Annotated in this window: 10 protein-coding genes and 17 pseudogenes; 10 read left to right on the forward strand and 17 right to left on the reverse strand. The window is 69.4% G+C overall.

Annotation, left to right across the window (positions count from 1 at the left end; translation table 11 throughout):
* Positions 1–2,687: 2,687 nt before the first annotated feature.
* The 4 genes and pseudogenes from UK94_RS74475 to UK94_RS59310 all read left to right on the forward strand — a co-directional run.
* A partial coding sequence (locus UK94_RS74475) for a hypothetical protein (RefSeq protein WP_268761525.1) occupies positions 2,688–2,750 on the forward strand: 63 nt, incomplete at its 3' end.
* Position 2,751: 1 nt separating this feature from the next.
* A pseudogene (locus UK94_RS59295) lies at positions 2,752–2,834 on the forward strand (hypothetical protein); the annotation flags it as partial.
* A 14-nt stretch (positions 2,835–2,848) separates the two neighbouring features.
* A pseudogene (locus UK94_RS59305) lies at positions 2,849–3,137 on the forward strand (hypothetical protein); the annotation flags it as partial.
* Between the two features lie 168 nt (positions 3,138–3,305).
* Positions 3,306–3,617 (forward strand): hypothetical protein, encoded by a 312-nt coding sequence (locus UK94_RS59310; RefSeq protein WP_235488840.1) that lies wholly within the window; start codon positions 3,306–3,308, stop codon positions 3,615–3,617.
* Between the two features lie 89 nt (positions 3,618–3,706).
* On the opposite strand, the gene UK94_RS59315 is transcribed toward UK94_RS59310, so the two are convergent.
* The 8 genes and pseudogenes from UK94_RS59315 to UK94_RS20195 form a co-directional block, all read right to left on the reverse strand.
* A partial coding sequence (locus UK94_RS59315; RefSeq protein ID WP_235488842.1) for a CoA transferase occupies positions 3,707–4,698 on the reverse strand: 992 nt, incomplete at its 5' end.
* A gap of 1 nt (position 4,699) precedes the next feature.
* A pseudogene (locus UK94_RS59320) lies at positions 4,700–5,445 on the reverse strand (CoA transferase); the annotation flags it as partial.
* Between the two features lies 1 nt (position 5,446).
* Positions 5,447–5,908 (reverse strand): annotated as a pseudogene (locus UK94_RS59325) (CoA transferase); the annotation flags it as partial.
* 1 nt (position 5,909) lies between these two features.
* Positions 5,910–5,974 (reverse strand): annotated as a pseudogene (locus tag UK94_RS59330) (hypothetical protein); the annotation flags it as partial.
* 1 nt (position 5,975) lies between these two features.
* Positions 5,976–6,034 (reverse strand): annotated as a pseudogene (locus tag UK94_RS74480) (hypothetical protein); the annotation flags it as partial.
* A gap of 671 nt (positions 6,035–6,705) precedes the next feature.
* The gene (locus UK94_RS76310) at positions 6,706–6,873 is read right to left on the reverse strand and encodes a hypothetical protein (protein WP_011605794.1); all 168 of its coding nucleotides are present in this window, start codon (positions 6,871–6,873) and stop codon (positions 6,706–6,708) included.
* 277 nt (positions 6,874–7,150) lie between these two features.
* On the reverse strand, positions 7,151–7,336 hold a 186-nt coding region (locus UK94_RS20190), incomplete at its 5' end, for a hypothetical protein (protein WP_235488844.1).
* A gap of 366 nt (positions 7,337–7,702) precedes the next feature.
* A partial coding sequence (locus UK94_RS20195) for a GntR family transcriptional regulator (RefSeq protein WP_235488846.1) occupies positions 7,703–8,299 on the reverse strand: 597 nt, incomplete at its 5' end.
* A gap of 692 nt (positions 8,300–8,991) precedes the next feature.
* Here UK94_RS20195 and UK94_RS59335 point away from each other — a divergent pair.
* The 6 genes and pseudogenes from UK94_RS59335 to trpA form a co-directional block, all read left to right on the forward strand.
* Positions 8,992–9,437 (forward strand): pyridoxal-phosphate dependent enzyme (locus UK94_RS59335; RefSeq protein ID WP_235488883.1); only part of this gene is annotated, 446 nt, incomplete at its 3' end.
* Position 9,438: 1 nt separating this feature from the next.
* Positions 9,439–9,491: pseudogene (locus tag UK94_RS59340) on the forward strand (hypothetical protein); the annotation flags it as partial.
* Between the two features lies 1 nt (position 9,492).
* Positions 9,493–9,609 (forward strand): annotated as a pseudogene (locus UK94_RS59345) (tryptophan synthase subunit beta); the annotation flags it as partial.
* A 1-nt stretch (position 9,610) separates the two neighbouring features.
* Positions 9,611–9,741: pseudogene (locus UK94_RS59350) on the forward strand (tryptophan synthase subunit beta); the annotation flags it as partial.
* A gap of 1 nt (position 9,742) precedes the next feature.
* Positions 9,743–10,149 (forward strand): annotated as a pseudogene (locus UK94_RS59355) (pyridoxal-phosphate dependent enzyme); the annotation flags it as partial.
* Entirely contained in the window at positions 10,146–11,003 is an 858-nt protein-coding gene (gene trpA / locus UK94_RS20205) for a tryptophan synthase subunit alpha (RefSeq protein ID WP_200912870.1), read from the forward strand. The pseudogene UK94_RS59355 and the gene trpA, both read left to right, overlap by 4 nt.
* Positions 11,004–11,109: 106 nt before the next feature.
* Here the strand turns inward: trpA and UK94_RS59360 are convergent.
* The 9 genes and pseudogenes from UK94_RS59360 to UK94_RS59405 form a co-directional block, all read right to left on the reverse strand.
* A partial coding sequence (locus tag UK94_RS59360; RefSeq protein ID WP_235488886.1) for a hypothetical protein occupies positions 11,110–11,246 on the reverse strand: 137 nt, incomplete at its 5' end.
* Position 11,247: 1 nt separating this feature from the next.
* Positions 11,248–12,203, reverse strand: a pseudogene (carB, locus tag UK94_RS59365) (carbamoyl phosphate synthase large subunit); the annotation flags it as partial.
* Between the two features lies 1 nt (position 12,204).
* A pseudogene (locus UK94_RS59370) lies at positions 12,205–12,293 on the reverse strand (hypothetical protein); the annotation flags it as partial.
* 1 nt (position 12,294) lies between these two features.
* Positions 12,295–12,875 (reverse strand): annotated as a pseudogene (gene carB / locus UK94_RS59375) (carbamoyl phosphate synthase large subunit); the annotation flags it as partial.
* Positions 12,876–12,891: 16 nt separating this feature from the next.
* Positions 12,892–13,243 (reverse strand): annotated as a pseudogene (gene carB, locus UK94_RS59385) (carbamoyl phosphate synthase large subunit); the annotation flags it as partial.
* A gap of 1 nt (position 13,244) precedes the next feature.
* Positions 13,245–13,415 (reverse strand): annotated as a pseudogene (locus tag UK94_RS59390) (hypothetical protein); the annotation flags it as partial.
* Between the two features lies 1 nt (position 13,416).
* Positions 13,417–14,260 (reverse strand): annotated as a pseudogene (gene carB, locus UK94_RS59395) (carbamoyl phosphate synthase large subunit); the annotation flags it as partial.
* Position 14,261: 1 nt separating this feature from the next.
* Positions 14,262–14,415: pseudogene (locus tag UK94_RS59400) on the reverse strand (hypothetical protein); the annotation flags it as partial.
* Positions 14,408–14,526: hypothetical protein (locus UK94_RS59405; protein ID WP_235488888.1), on the reverse strand; the 119-nt coding region annotated here is incomplete at its 5' end. The pseudogene UK94_RS59400 and the gene UK94_RS59405, both read right to left, overlap by 8 nt.

Genomic DNA, 14,526 nt, shown 5'->3' on the forward strand with positions numbered 1-14,526 from the left:
GCGCATAGAGATCGGTAGCGGGGCCGAGCCGGCCGCCGTCGATCTGCTCGGGTGCCATGTACATAGGAGTGCCGGATCGGCTNCTGGCCGTGGCCCCGGAGCCTTCGAGCAATTTCGCGATGCCGAAGTCGGCGACCTTCGCGATGCCATCGGCGGTGAACAGGATGTTGTCGCCCTTGATGTCGCGATGCAGCACTCCAAAGCTGTGAGCATGCTCGAGTGCGGCGGCGACGGCCAGTCCCACCGCGCAGCCAGCCTGCGGCGTCATACCCGCACGTCTGCGGCTGAGAGTGCCACCGGCGAGCAGTTCCATCACGACCAGACACAGGCCCTCTGCTTCGACATAGTCGTACGCCTTGACCACATGGGGATGGTCGAAGCCGGCGAGCACCCGGGCCTCGGCGGCGAAGTCCAACGACCTCCCCTCAGGCCCTTCGGCCTGCATCACCTTGATCGCGACCGGACGACCCAGCCGTCGATGCTTCCCAGCCAGGACCAGGCCGAACGCCCCCGAGCCCAGCTCGGCGCCGAGGGCGTAGCCCGGCAACGCCTTCTGTACCCGCCTCCGGTCAATGATCATCTCCGGTGGGAGCGGACCCGCCGCCCCGCTCCTGAAGTCCGTGTCACAAGCGAGCAAGCCTAACCAAGCTGCCACGAACGGTTACAGAACCGTCGCATGCGGGACAGGTGGACCGGCCGTTACGCAGTATCGGTTGATCCATTTTCGTCCAGCCGCAGGACCTCCAGGGAGCTCGACGTGGCGAGCCGCTTCANGACCGCGGGGCGGTCTCCGGTAACGGTCTGGCCTGAAGGAGACCGGGGCCGACGTGGGCCCAGCCGATCAGCAGCCAGCACCGCACACCGTCAAAGGCGGCCTTGCCAACTCCCCCGCGATCATCGGATTGGACACGTCCAACGCCAAGGTCACCACGCTCGCGAACACCAGCAACCTCCGGGCCGGCCGCAACTGCCCAGGATCGGCACCGCGCATGGCCAGGAACCGGATACCCAGAAGCAGCCCGGCCACGGACAGGTCGACCNCCGGAGCGACCAACGGCGCCACACAGGCAGGGACGCCAAGCCGTAGCGCGAGCAGCCACACGTCGCCGAACGCGAACAGGAAACTCGAGGCGACGACCACCACCATGATCGCCGTAACCAGGCGGACGGTCAGCGCCCGCGCCTCCGCCGACGGCCCTCCGCCGCCGGTCATCTGACCTTCCCGCCTGCACTACCGACACCGGCAGGATCACCGTCGAGATCCCCACGGCGACGGCGACCCATCTGGATCTCCGCCCGAGCAGTCACAATCAGTTCAGATCGCTTACCGGACCATGAGGATGTCGAACGAACCTCACCCGGGGTACACGCGATGTAGTCTCATGATCACAATTCGCTTCGGCTGAACGCAGACTTGCGCCCCCCTCTTCGCGAAGGTGGCCTCCACTCTCCGTTGAACTCAAGGCGCCGGCTCAGATACTCGATCGGATGAACCGCCATTCGGCCCTGTGGCTTCGCGCCCGATCCCCCCTCGACGCACCAAGCGCCCGGGGCCGGCTTGATCCGACGGCACCCGGCGGCCGACAGTGACCGCTGTGGTTAGCTTCGCTGGGGCCGCCGCGCTGATGCTGGTCGTCGACACCGGCACCACTGGCAGGGATCGCGGCTGCCTGACGTTCCGCCCGTAGAGACGACCGTCCGGGCGCCGCGGACCGGGGTCCGCGGCATCGGTCCTCCGTGATCCAGAGGCAACGTGGTCGGCGAATTTCGGCAAGTCGCTCGATTCGTGTCGCCGAACCACGCCTTGGCGCCGACACCCGGCACCACGCCACCAGGTCCTCGGACGTGAAGGTCACCTGTGCGATCTTCGGGACGGGCATCCACTGCGCGGCCAGCAGGATCATCTGCGCCCGCCGCCACGGCACCACCGACCGGCTGCCGCGGCGCACGACGCTTGACAGGCGCGGGCCCTCCTCGTCGTCGATCGCCCGCACCTGCACCCGTTCGCCACCGGCCAGCCTCAACCNCCCCGCCGGCCCGCCAGCGAAACCCCCGGCGTGTCCTCACGACAGGTCCACGGTAGGGCCAACCTCCCCAATGGGGTACTAGCTTGTCGGCGGCTCCCAGGGCGGCGGGCCAGGGGTGGCCCGCGCGATCCGCGGGGCCGGCTGGGGCGACCGCGAGGCCAGCCGGACGGCCTAGCCGACCGGTCAGCGTGGCGGGCAGGTTTGGGCCCGCGCCCAAGGCGCACCACTTCAGGTAGGTGTCCGATGGGCCGCCCACGCGGGTGTCCTCGTCGAGGGGCTTGCCTGCGGCGTCGAATCGGTTCACCGCTGCTGTCACCTGCTGAGGAGCGCCTCATGGACACGAGCGAGCTGCGCAGCCTGTATGACTTCGATGGTCCGGTCGTGACCGTGTACGCCAGTACAGATCATGCCCGTGAGAACGCCGCCCGGCTCTACGACCTGCGGTGGACCGACATCCTCGCCGATCTCGAAGGCCAGGGAGTCGGTCCCGCCACCCGCGACGCGCTGCTCGCCGAGCGGGGCGACTCCCATTACCGTGAGAGTGGGACGCGCGTGGTCGTGGCCGTCGGCGAGGGTGGATCCGCCCACGTCCCGTTTGCGCGATGGCTTCCTGGGCGGTCGGATGTCGACGTCGTCGCGGTCGGACCGCTNCCACACCTGCTGCCGCTGCTCGACTGGGCCGACGGTCGGATCCCACACGTGATCGCCCTGGTCGATCGGCGCNGGGTCGATGTGCTCGCCTACACCGACGGTCCCCTGCCGGCCGGCGGCGTCTCCCAGGACACGACCAGGCCGCCATGGCACAAGNCACACACCGGAGNCTGGGCCCAGCGACGCTATGAGAGCCGCGTCGAGGAGCATTGGAAGCACGGTGCGAAGGACGACGCCGATCGCATCGTCCGGGCCGCGCACGACATCGCCGCCGAGGTGGTGATCCTGGCCGGCGAGCCGAAGGAGCTCTCGCTGGTCCGCGAGAAGCTGCCGGTCGAGGTCGCGACCAGGGTCGTGGTCGTCGAGGGTAGCCGCGCCCGGGACGGGTCCGACGACCATCTGGCCGGTCGCGTCATGGACGTGCTCGCCGAGCAGCGGACCCGGCGGACGGCGAGCCTGNTGGCCGAGTTCGAGCAGTATCGCCGCCGCGCGACCTCACTGGTCGGGGCGGCGAGTGGGACGGTTCCGAGATCCCTCGGATCTGTGTCCGCGGCGGGCGTCGGCCACCAGGAAGGGTCGGGTGTTACGGACAGGAGCGGTGGACCGCGATCCGGGGACCGGATCGCGTTGGATGCCGCTGACGGGCCGCGGGCCACGGTCGCTGCCCTGCGTCTGGCCCAGGTGAGCGACCTGCTGCTGGCCGAAGGGATCCCCGCCGGCGCGCCGGCCTGGATCGGGCCGGACCTCAGCGAGGTCGCGCTGGATCCCGCGGACCTGCCGGCGGTCGCCCACCCGATCCGGGCTGGGCGGGTGGATGCGCTCATCCGGGCCGCGTTGGGCACCGGAGCCGCCGTCCACAGCGTCCCGGCCGACGTGCCGGAATCACCGACCGAACGGGTCGGCGCGCTGCTGCGTTACACCCTTTCGACGCCCGGCTGAGAAACGACGCCCGGCTCTCGTCGACATCCGACCGTAAAGGGCATGCGGTCGCAGGCCGGACAGGGGCCGCTGTTCTGATCAGCGAGAGCTCAAGCACGCAAGCCGGGCGGTGGCACGGCCGTGGCGGCGCCGGCGGCGATCAGCTCGTCGATCGTTTCGCGGGCGATCCCGACTTCGGTGAGCACCTCGATCGTGTGCTCGCCGAGTACCGGCGGGGGCAGATGCAGCTGGGTCGTCAGGTCGCCCAGGTCCCACAGTGCGCCCGGCTGCTCGAAGCCGCCCCAGTCGTGGTGGCGGTAGCGGGCGATCAGTCCCGCGGCGTCGTTGTCGGCCGAGTCGAAGAACGCGTCGCGCTGGTCGAGCCGGACCTCCTCGGCCGCCACACCCGCCCCGGCGAGCAGATCGAGCACCTCACCGGCCGGGCGGACGGCGGCCGCCGCCGCGAGCTGCGCCGCACTCCCGCAACCGAGCGCCCGGCAGGCCGCCGCGACGTCGCTGTCAGCGGTCGCGGCCATCGCGACCCACCCCTGCGCGCAGGCCAGCAGGCGCCGGCCCGGTGTCGTGGTCAGCTGCGCCTGGTCGAGCATCGGCACCGGGGCGAGGGCGCCGTCTGGTTGCAGGTAGGTCTCGCTCGTGGTGAGCACCCCGGCACCCAGCAGGGACGCGGCGACCGAACTCGCCCGACCGGTCCGGTCCCGGGCCAGGACCGCCCACAGCGTCGCGGCCGCGGACGACAATGCGCACTGGTGGTCCATGAACCCGAAGCGGTGCCACATCGGCGGGTTGCCCTCGCCGCCGCCCATCTGCTCCCATCCCAGCGACGACTGGAACAACTGGTCGTAGCCGGGCCAATTGGCGCGTGCGCCGTCCGGACCGTACGAGCTCGTGTGACAGAACACCACGTCCGGATTCACCGCACGGACGGCCTGCTCGTCCAGGCCGAGCCGGCGGGCGGCCGGGACGCGCAGGTTGTGGTGCACGACGTCGGCCCAGCGCAGCAGGGCTTCGACGGCCGGCCGGGCGGCCTCGGACTTGAGGTCGAGGGCCACGGCGCGCTTGCCGCGCTGGCAGCCGACAAACGNCCAGTCGCCCCAGCGGCCGGGTTCGCCGGCCGCCGGTTCGACCTTCACGACGTCGGCGCCCAGGTCGGCGAACAGCATCGGCGCGAACGGCCCGGCCAGGAACGCGCCGAAGTCCAGCACCCGTAAACCCTGGAGCGGGAAACGCAGCGACTCGACCGGCCCACCTGCGGCGGAGTCTGCGGCGCCGCGGCCGCGGTCGCGGTCGGTGGCCGTGCTGCGGGGCGTCCAGTGCCTGGCGGCCACGTCCTGGTGCTCACCGAGCCGGGGGGCCGGACTGCGGACGGTGGCAGGCGGGTCCAGCGTGACCGGATGGCCGGGCACGGTGATGCGGCCGGCCTCGGGGTCGTCGAGCTGGGTGACGTACCGGTTGACCTTCGCCTGCTCGTCGTCGAGGACCGCGCCGAGCGGCAGCACGGGCTGCGCCGGCCGGTCGTTGGACCACAGCTCGGCCAGCCACTCGGCCGCGGGCCGGCGGCGGAACGCCTCGACGTTGGCTCCCCAGTTCGGGAACGCTCTGGCCATGATCCCCCCGGCGTGGCGCCGGTTGGCCTCGGCGACCGCGTCGGCACCCATCTCGTCGAACACCCGCTTCGTCAACGGCAGGTCGTCGGGGCACGGCGGCATGACGTGGATCCATTCGCCGTCGGCGCACTCGAACAGTGGTGTCACCGCCCCGTCCTTGGGCATGCCCGCCGCGAGCAGGGCCGACGGCGCCTCAGCCCGGTGCCAGTGCATCATCATCGGAGNGAGCGCGCCCTGGACGAGGCTGGTATGCACCGGCCCGCCCCGGCCGGTCCGCCCCCGTGCCACCAGCCGGGCCGCGATCCCGGTCGCGCACAGCCACATGGCCCCCCAGCTGCCGAGCGGGAACCGGACGTGGACCGGCCCCGGCCGGTGCCCCTGCTGCTCGTCGAGGATGCCCAGTCGCGCCAGCGCCAGCAGGTCGTCAACCGGACGGTCCGCGTCGACGTGGTTGGCCGGCCACGCGAGCACCGACGAGACGACCAGCGCGGGGTAGCGGCTCCCGACGGTGGCGTCGTCGAGGCCGAGCCGGGCCGCCGTCGTGGGACCGTATGAGTGGACGAGCACGTCGGCGCCGCGCAGCAGCTCGTCGAGCCGTAATCGCCCCTCGGGGGAGTCGACGTCCAGCACCAGCGACTGCTTGGAACGGGCCCAGGTACGGAAGCCGGGCAGGGCCCGGTCGGGGTGNCCGCCGGGCGGCTCGACCAGGACGACCTCCGCGCCCGCCTCGGCCATCAGCATCGTCACCGTCGGNCCGGCGACACCGGTCGACAGGTCGACGACCCGGATTCCGTCAAGCAGTGCTTCGGGCATGCGGGCTCCCCTTTTCCTCGGGCTCTTCTCGGACGCGGGTGTCACAGCCAGCTGGTCAGACAGTCGAGCGCGTGGTCCCAGGACTGGTCGCGGATCGTCTCGTCGAACCAGTCGTTTCCCTCCTCGTCCACATCATGCGACCAGAACGCGTGGGTGACGCCAGGGTAGAGCTCGACCTGCCAGTCGACCTACCAGTCCTCGATCCGCCTGCGGAGCTCGGCCAGCAATCGTGGCGNCATGATCGGGTCCTGGTCTCCGTGGACGACCAGGGCGGGTGCGTGACTGTTCCAGATCAGGTCCATCGGGATCCGACGAACCGACCGCGGGTGGATCGGCGGCAAGCGGGTCGCTCTCGGGCGGATCAGTCGTCGGCACCACCACCTCGACGGTGCCCTGATCGAACCTGCGCTGCGGAGACACGGTCAACGACGGCGCGCCCTCGTCGCCGGCTCGCTGTTCCGCCGGGACTTCGGCGGGCGCGACGGNCACACCAGCCGACTCTGGCTCAGCATGCGAGACCGGGACGTGGACGGTCGTGCAGATGTCATCGGCCGCCTTCAACTGACCCGTGCCACCCGCCGAGATCGACTGCTCGACCGATGACGTGGAGCCTGCCTGGCCGGCCTCGTGCATGGCCTGAAGCAGGCCGGGGCCGACGTGGGCCCAGCCGATCAGCAGCCAGCACCGCACACTGTCAAAGGCGGCCCCGCCGACTCCCCCGCGATCATCGACTCGGACACGCCGAGCCGTAGCGCGAGCAGCCACACATTGCCGAACGCAAAAAGGAAACTCAAGCCGACGACCACGACCATGATCGCCGTGACCAGCCGGACAGTCACCGCCCGCGCCTCCGCCGGCCCTCCCCCGCCGGCCATCAGAGCTTCCCGCCTTCACCACCGGCACCACCGGCACCACCGGCAGGATCACCGTCGAAATCCCCACGGCGACCGCGACCCATCTGGATCGCCACCCGAGCGGTCACAACCAGTTCCGATCGCTTACCGGACCATGAGGATGTCGAACGAACCTCCCCCGGGTACGTACATGGTCCTCGCGCTGAAGTAGCTGCGTGGATGCTTCCTGTGATGTTGCAGCGCCGCCGCCGCCCGGGGCCCGTCAGTTCCAGGCCAACAGCGGCACCCCAGCCCGTTCCAGCGCCCGCTCGACGGAGAGGTTCCCGTACATCCGCCGGGCGATACGGGACATCGACTTGTAGATCACCACGTCGAACCGGGCGACGTCCGCACCGCGGCCCCGGACAGCCGGTTCCCCACGATCGGACTCGACATCGCGGCAATGCGCNGCGATCACCCAAGGACTCCGGCGACGCCGACGTGGCGTGGCGTGGTCTAGTTGCCGCATCAGCGACTGACGCGGATCCTGGTGCTCCTCCGTCGGGGTTCGGCCCGCGAAGGCCACCCTCACTTCACCACGGAGCAGGCTCAACGGCATCCCGAGCGACGAATCCGCAAGATCCGAAAGGCCACTCAGCCCAGGCTCCACCGGGTCGATGCCGGAACGCCGCGCCCGGCTCACGCCGCCCGCCCCGCCGTTCTCCCCGCCGTCGGGCCGGAGCCTCAGGCGACGTTCGCCTGTGCGACGACTGACCACGTCGCTTCCGCGAAGGAGGTAAGCACCTCACGCCTCATGCGGGCCGCCGAATCCGGGTCACGGGTTGGCCGCCCACAACAGTCGAATGTCGTGCTGCGTCCGACGCGCCATCACACGCAGCGCGTCGTTCAGAATCACGGCCCGATCGTAGACAATCGGCGTGCCGGCCGAGTCGAAGGTCGTGCGCTGGGCCACCATCGCCACTCCGCCGCCCGGAACTCCCGCCGCCCGTGCCGTGTTCCTGGGCATCGGCTTGGCCTGGAAGTCCTCCTCGGCCGTCGCGAGCAGCAGCGAGCACCGGCCGCGGAGGGACTGGTAGAGCGAGTGTTGACTGAAGTCGACGTCCCTGAGCTGTTCGGCCCAGGGCAGCGGCACCCACGACACCTGGTGGACGACGGGTCGCCGACCAATCTTACGAAGGCGCTCGAGGCGCAGGGCGCGTTCCCCGTACTCCCGGGACAGTGCCAGCGCCGCTGGCCTGGTCATCGGCCGGAATCCGTCGGTCAGCACCTGCGTGGTCAGGTCGACGCCCTGCACCCGCATGTCGGCGGCGAGGCTGTTCAGGGAGCGCAGATCGAGAACGGCCGGCCCGGGCGTGACGAAGGTGCCCCTTCCCCGCGCCTGGACGATCAGACCGTCCTTCTCCAGGCTGTGNAGCGCCTGGCGAAGGGTCATGAGGGTGACGCTGTAGTGGCGGCTCAGTGATGCCTGGGAGGGGNGNGCCTGGCCCGCGGTGAACTCCTTCCGCTGGATGCGGTCGAGCAGGTCGCTCTTGATCTCCAGGTATCTCGGTACTCGCGAGCCGGNCAAGTCGGGGCCCCTTCCGTCTGATGGCAATGCTGCAGCCTGCCAGCTTCCACGAGACCGTTGCGGGCGCACCATCGTGCATAGGGCAAACACCAGTGGCTTCGGGTGGATACGTGTGGTTCGAGGAGGATCGCGGTCCACTGTCCCCGGGCCCNCAGGCACGAATACGCCTGCCGTCGCCGTCGGACACCTGCGCTTCCGGCGGACGGACCACCGAGCAGATCACAGACGAGATGCTTCGGNGGGAGTCGAGCTCTCGACCCCGCAAGAGTTCTAGATGTGTTGACGCGCAGGCTGCTACGATCGCGATCAGCAGTCGAAGAGTTCTAGAAGACTTTGGATCATTGGCCTGCGGCAACCCCGGCCGGCGAGGCCTGGTCCTGTGGCGGCGCGGCGCCTGGCCGCGCCAGACGGGCGGAGGTGCCATGACGCCGGCGCTAGGAACCGGACGCACGATTCACGAGTCCGCCGCACGAGTCGGCGGTCTGAGCAGGCTCGCGGACCGTGAAGCCACGATCATTCTCGGCGCCGAGTCGGCGATGTCCGACCCGGGAGTCTCCGGACGCTTCGGCGAGTTCGGCGGGCGATACGTGCCGGAGGCACTCGTCTCGGCATGCGAGGACCTCGAAGCCGCCTACCGTGACGCTCGCTCGGACCCGAGCTTCACGCAGCAGTTGGATCATCTGCTGTCCGTGTACGCGGGCCGCCCGACGCCCGTCACGCCCGCGAACCGGCTGTCCGAGGAGCTCGGCGTGCACCTGCTGCTGAAGCGCGAGGATCTGGCCCACACCGGGTCCCACAAGATCAACAACGTCCTGGGGCAGGGACTCCTCGCCCAACGGATGGGGAAGAAGCGACTGCTCGCCGAGACCGGCGCGGGGCAGCACGGCGTCGCGACGGCCACCATCGGCGCCCTTCTCGGCTTGGACGTGGTCGTCTACATGGGCGAGGCGGACATCCAGCGCCAGGCATTGAACGTCTTTCGNATGGAGCTGCTCGGCGCCACGGTGGTGCCGGTGACAAGCGGCACGCGGACGCTNAAGGACGCCTGTAGCGAGGCGCTGCGGCAGTGGGTCACGCAGGTCGACGAGGCCCACTACTGCATCGGATCCACCATGGGCCCTCATCCCTACCCGTGGATGGTGCGCGAGTTCCAGNGAGTGATCGGAACCGAGGCGCGGGCGCAGTGCGCCGGACTCCTCCGCCAGGGCGTGCCCGACGTCGTGACCGCCTGTGTCGGCGGTGGGTCGAACGCCGCGGGGACGTTCGCCGGGTTCGTCGACACGCCGNCCAGGCTGGTCGGCGTGGAGGCAGCCGGAGGCGCCGCGATGACCGACGGCCTGCCCGGTATTCTCCACGGCTTCTACTCGAACATCCTCCAGGACGAGGACGGCCAGGTCCGGGAGGCTCACTCCATCTCGGCGGGGCTGGACTATCCGGGAATCGGACCCGAACATGCCGGGCTCAGCACCTCGGGCCGCGCCGAATATGTGACGGCGAACGATGAGGAGGTCGTCTCCGCGGTGGTCCGGCTGGCCAGGGCCGAGGGCATCCTGCCCGCACTCGAGTCCGCCCATGCTCTCGCGTGGATCATTCGGGCCGCCGAGTCCGGCGAGATCCCGTATGGATCGACGGTCCTGATGACCCTGTCCGGACGGGGCGACAAGGACGCCGAACAACTGAGGAGGCTCGTGTGACCACCCCCCACCCTGCCGGGTTCGGCGCCGTCGAGCGCGCCATGCAAGCGCGGCGGGACGTGGGCGGCAAGTGCCTCGTACCGTACGTCACCGCGGGGATCACGGAAAGTTGGCTCGACTACGTGGCCGCCGCTCAGGACGGTGGCGCGGACGCGGTCGAGATCGGGTTGCCGTTCTCGGACCCCATGCTGGACGGCCCCATCATCCAGGCAGCCTCGTCACGGGCACTGGTTCGAGGCAGCACCGTCGGGGGGCTGCTCGACGAGCTGGCCGGCTTCCGCGCCGAGGTCCCGCTGATCGTCATGACCTACAGCAACATTGCCCGGCGGCACGGATACGACGATTTCTGCCACCGGCTGGCGGAGGCGGGCCTGGCCGGACTGATCGTCGCGGACACCCCGGTCGACGAGGTCCGCCCTCTTGTCGACTCCGCCACGAGCGCCGGGCTCGAGCTGACGATGCTGGTCGCACCGTCGACCAGCCCGGACCGCGTTCGGCAGATCGGGGCGACCAGCCGGGGCTTCGTGTATGTGGTCAGCATCATGGGAGTCACCGGCGTGCGCGACACCGTATCGGACTCGATCGTCGGGACGGTGCAGGGTGTCCGAGACGCCACCATGATGCCCGTACTGGTGGGTTTCGGTGTCTCGACCCCCGAACAGGCGGCCACGGTCGCAAGCGTGGCAGACGGTGTTGTCGTGGCGTCGGCCCTCATGCGTTCGATTCTCGACGGCGCCCCCGCGGGCGGGATTCGACGCGAGGTCGACGCCCTGCGCGTCGCCGTCGACTCCGCAGCCGCAGTCCGACCGACCGACATCGCGCCGGGGAGGAGGGCCCCGACGGGGAACCGATGATCCCCGCCGTGGGTTCGGCATGCCGGCCCGCCTGCGCACAGGCCGGATCCCGGCGGTCAGGCACTTCTCGCGACGACCCTTCCTCCGCCGCCCGTGGCGGAACCCCTCACCGTGCCGCGTCCAGCTGCTGTCCGTATTCCTGAAGCGAACGCACATCAATGTCACCGTGAGCGATGGCACCAATGCCCTGGACGGCCGCGGTCAGCGCCTGCATGGTAGTCAGGCACGGCACCCCCCGGGCAGNGGCGACGGCGCGAATACCGTGGCCGTCGCGCCGCCCTTCGGCGCCGGACGGCGTGTTGATGATGAGGTCGACCTCGCCCCTCTGTATCAGCGTCAGAATGGTGGGTTCGCCGTCCGGCCCCGGGCCTTCGCTCTGTTTGCGGACCACCCGCGCCTCGATCCCGTGACGCCGCAGGATCTCCGCGGTGCCGGAGGTGGCCAGCAGCTCGAAACCGTGGGCGATCAGTTCACGTGCGGGAAAGATCAACGCTCGTTTGTCGCGGGCGGAGACCGAGACGAAGGCGCGCCCCTTGACGGGCAGCGCCCCGTAGGCACCGGCCTGCGACTTGGCGTAGGCGGTGCCGAAGGCCGTGTCGATGCCCATGACTTCGCCGGTGGAGCGCATCTCGGGGCCGAGGACGGTGTCGACGCCGCGGCCTTGCGGATCACGGAACCGATGCCAGGGCAGCACCGCCTCCTTCACCGAGATCGGCGTGTCCAGCGGCAGCGTGCCGCCGTCGCCGGAGGGCGGCAACAGGCCCTCCACGCGCAGTGCGGCGATGGTCGTGCCCAGCGAGATCCTGGCAGCGGCCTTGGCCAGCGGAACCGCGGTCGCCTTGGATGTGAACGGTACGGTTCGCGACGCGCGCGGGTTGGCCTCCAGCACATAAAGGATGTCCCCAGCCAGCGCGAACTGGATGTTGATCAGGCCGCGTACGCCGACTCCGAGCGCGATGGCCTCGGTGAAGGCCCGCAGCCGCTTGATGTCATGCTCACCCAAAGTGATCGGCGGCAGCACACACGCCGAGTCGCCGGAGTGGATGCCGGCCTCCTCGATATGTTCCATCACACCGCCGAGATACAGCTCACGGCCGTCATAGAGCGCGTCCACGTCGATCTCGATCGCGTCGTCCAGGAACCGGTCGACCAGCACTGGACGGTTCAGGCCGATCTCGGTGGACTCGGCGATGTACGAGGNCATGCGTGTCTCGTCGTCTATGACCTCCATGCCGCGTCCACCGAGCACGTAGGAGGGGCGGACGAGAACGGGGTAGCCGATCTCGTCGGNGATGGCCTTGGCACCGGGAAACGATGTGGCGGTGCCGTGCTTGGGCGCGGGCAGGCCCGCTTCGGCGAGCACTTGGCCGAAGGCACCGCGGTCCTCGGCGAGGTGGATGGCCTCGGGTTGGGTACCGACGATGGGCACGCCGTTGTCCTTGAGTGCCTGGGCGAGGCCCAGCGGGGTCTGGCCACCGAGCTGCACGATGACGCCGGCGACCGGGCCGGCCTGCGTCTCGGCGTGCACGATCTCCAGAACGTCCTCCAGAGTCAGCGGCTCGAAGTAGAGCCGGTCGGAGGTGTCGTAGTCGGTGGACACGGTTTCCGGGTTGCAGTTCACCATCACGGTCTCGTAGCCGGCGTCGTGCAGCGCGAAGGAAGCGTGCACGCAGGAGTAGTCGAACTCGATGCCCTGACCGATGCGGTTGGGGCCGGAACCCAGGATGATCACAGCGGGATTCTCGCGCGCCGCTACCTCGGACTCCTCGTCATAGCAGGAGTAGAAGTACGGGGTACTGGCGGCGAATTCGGCGGCGCAGGTGTCGACGGTCTTGTAAACGGGGCGGAGGTCGAGCGCGTGCCTGGCCTCGCNGACGACCTCCTCGCNCAGACCCCGGATGCCGGCGATCTGGACGTCGGAGAAGCCGTGCCGCTTGACACCGGCGAGCAGGTCCGGGTCGAGCCGGTCGGCCTCGGCCAGCTCGTCCGCGTATTCCTTGATCAGGAAAAGCTGATCCACGAACCAGGGGTCGATCTTCGTGACATCGAAGATCTCCTGAGAGTCGGCCCCCGCGCGGATGGCCGCCATGACAGTGTTGATCCGGCCATCGGTGGGCACCGCGGCCCTGGCGAGCAGGTCGTCCTTGTCGCCGGGCGCGGTGACGAAGTCGAACTGCGAGCCTTCCTTCTCCAGCGACCGCAGTGCCTTGTTCAACGCCTCGGCGAAGTTGCGGCCGATGNCCATGGCTTCGCCGACCGACTTCATGGCAGTGGTGAGAGTGGCGTCAGCGGCCGGGAACTTCTCGAAGGCGAAACGCGGCACCTTCACCACGACGTAGTCGAGGGTGGGTTCGAAGGATGCCAGGGTCTGCTTGGTGATGTCGTTGGGGATCTCGTCCAGAGTGTAACCGANGGCGAGCCTCGCAGCGATCTTGGCGATCGGGAAGCCGGTGGCCTTGGATGCGAGCGCGGAGGATCGCGATCCCCGGGGGTTCATCTCGATTACGATAACTCGGCCGTCATCCGGGTTGACAGCGAACTGGATGTTGCAGCCGCCGGTATCCACCCCGACCTCGCGCATCACAGCAATGCCGATGTCGCGAAGGATCTGGTATTCGCGGTCGGTCAGCGTCATCGCGGGCGCCACCGTGATGGAGTCACCAGTGTGCACGCCCAGCGGATCGACGTTCTCGATGGAGCAGACCACCACGACGTTGTCGTTCCTGTCACGCATCAGCTCCAGCTCGTACTCCTTCCAGCCCAGGATGGACTCCTCCAGCAGTACCTCGCTGGTCGGCGACAGAGTGAGACCCTGCCCGGCGATACGACGCAGTTCCTCCTCGTCGTGGGCAAAACCGGAGCCGGCACCACCCATGGTGAAGGAGGGGCGGACCACGACCGGGTAACCGCCGAGCGTGTCGACGCCGACGAGCACGTCGTCCATGGAGTGGCAGAGAACCGAGCAGGCCGATTCACCGTGCCCGATCTTCCGCCGGACGGCCTCGACAACGGCCTTGAACCGCTCGCGATTCTCGCCCTTGTGAATGGCCTCGACGTTGGCGCCGATCAGTTCGACGCCGTACTTCACGAGTATGCCGCTCTCGTGCAGGGCGATCGCGGTGTTGAGCGCGGTCTGGCCACCGAGGGTGGGCAGCAGCGCGTCGGGCCGCTCCCGGGCAATGATCCTGCCGACGAACTCCGGGGTGATCGGCTCGACGTAGGTGGCATCGGCGATCTCCGGATCGGTCATGATCGTGNCCGGGTTGGAGTTGACCAGGATGACCCGCAGACCCTCGGACTTCAGCACGCGGCACGCCTGGGTGCCGGAGTAGTCGAACTCGGCTGCCTGGCCGATGACGATCGGGCCGGAGCCGATGACCAGAACGGACTGGATATCGGTGCGTCTAGGCACGCTGGCTCTCCATGAGGGAGACGAAGCGGTCGAAAAGATGCACGGCGTCGTGCGGACCCGCGGCCGCCTCGGGGTGGTACTGGACGCTGAACGCCGGCCGGTCGAGCAGCC

It is taken from the genome of Frankia sp. AvcI1 (assembly GCF_001420875.1).
GTDB classification, from domain to species: domain Bacteria; phylum Actinomycetota; class Actinomycetes; order Frankiales; family Frankiaceae; genus Frankia; species Frankia alni.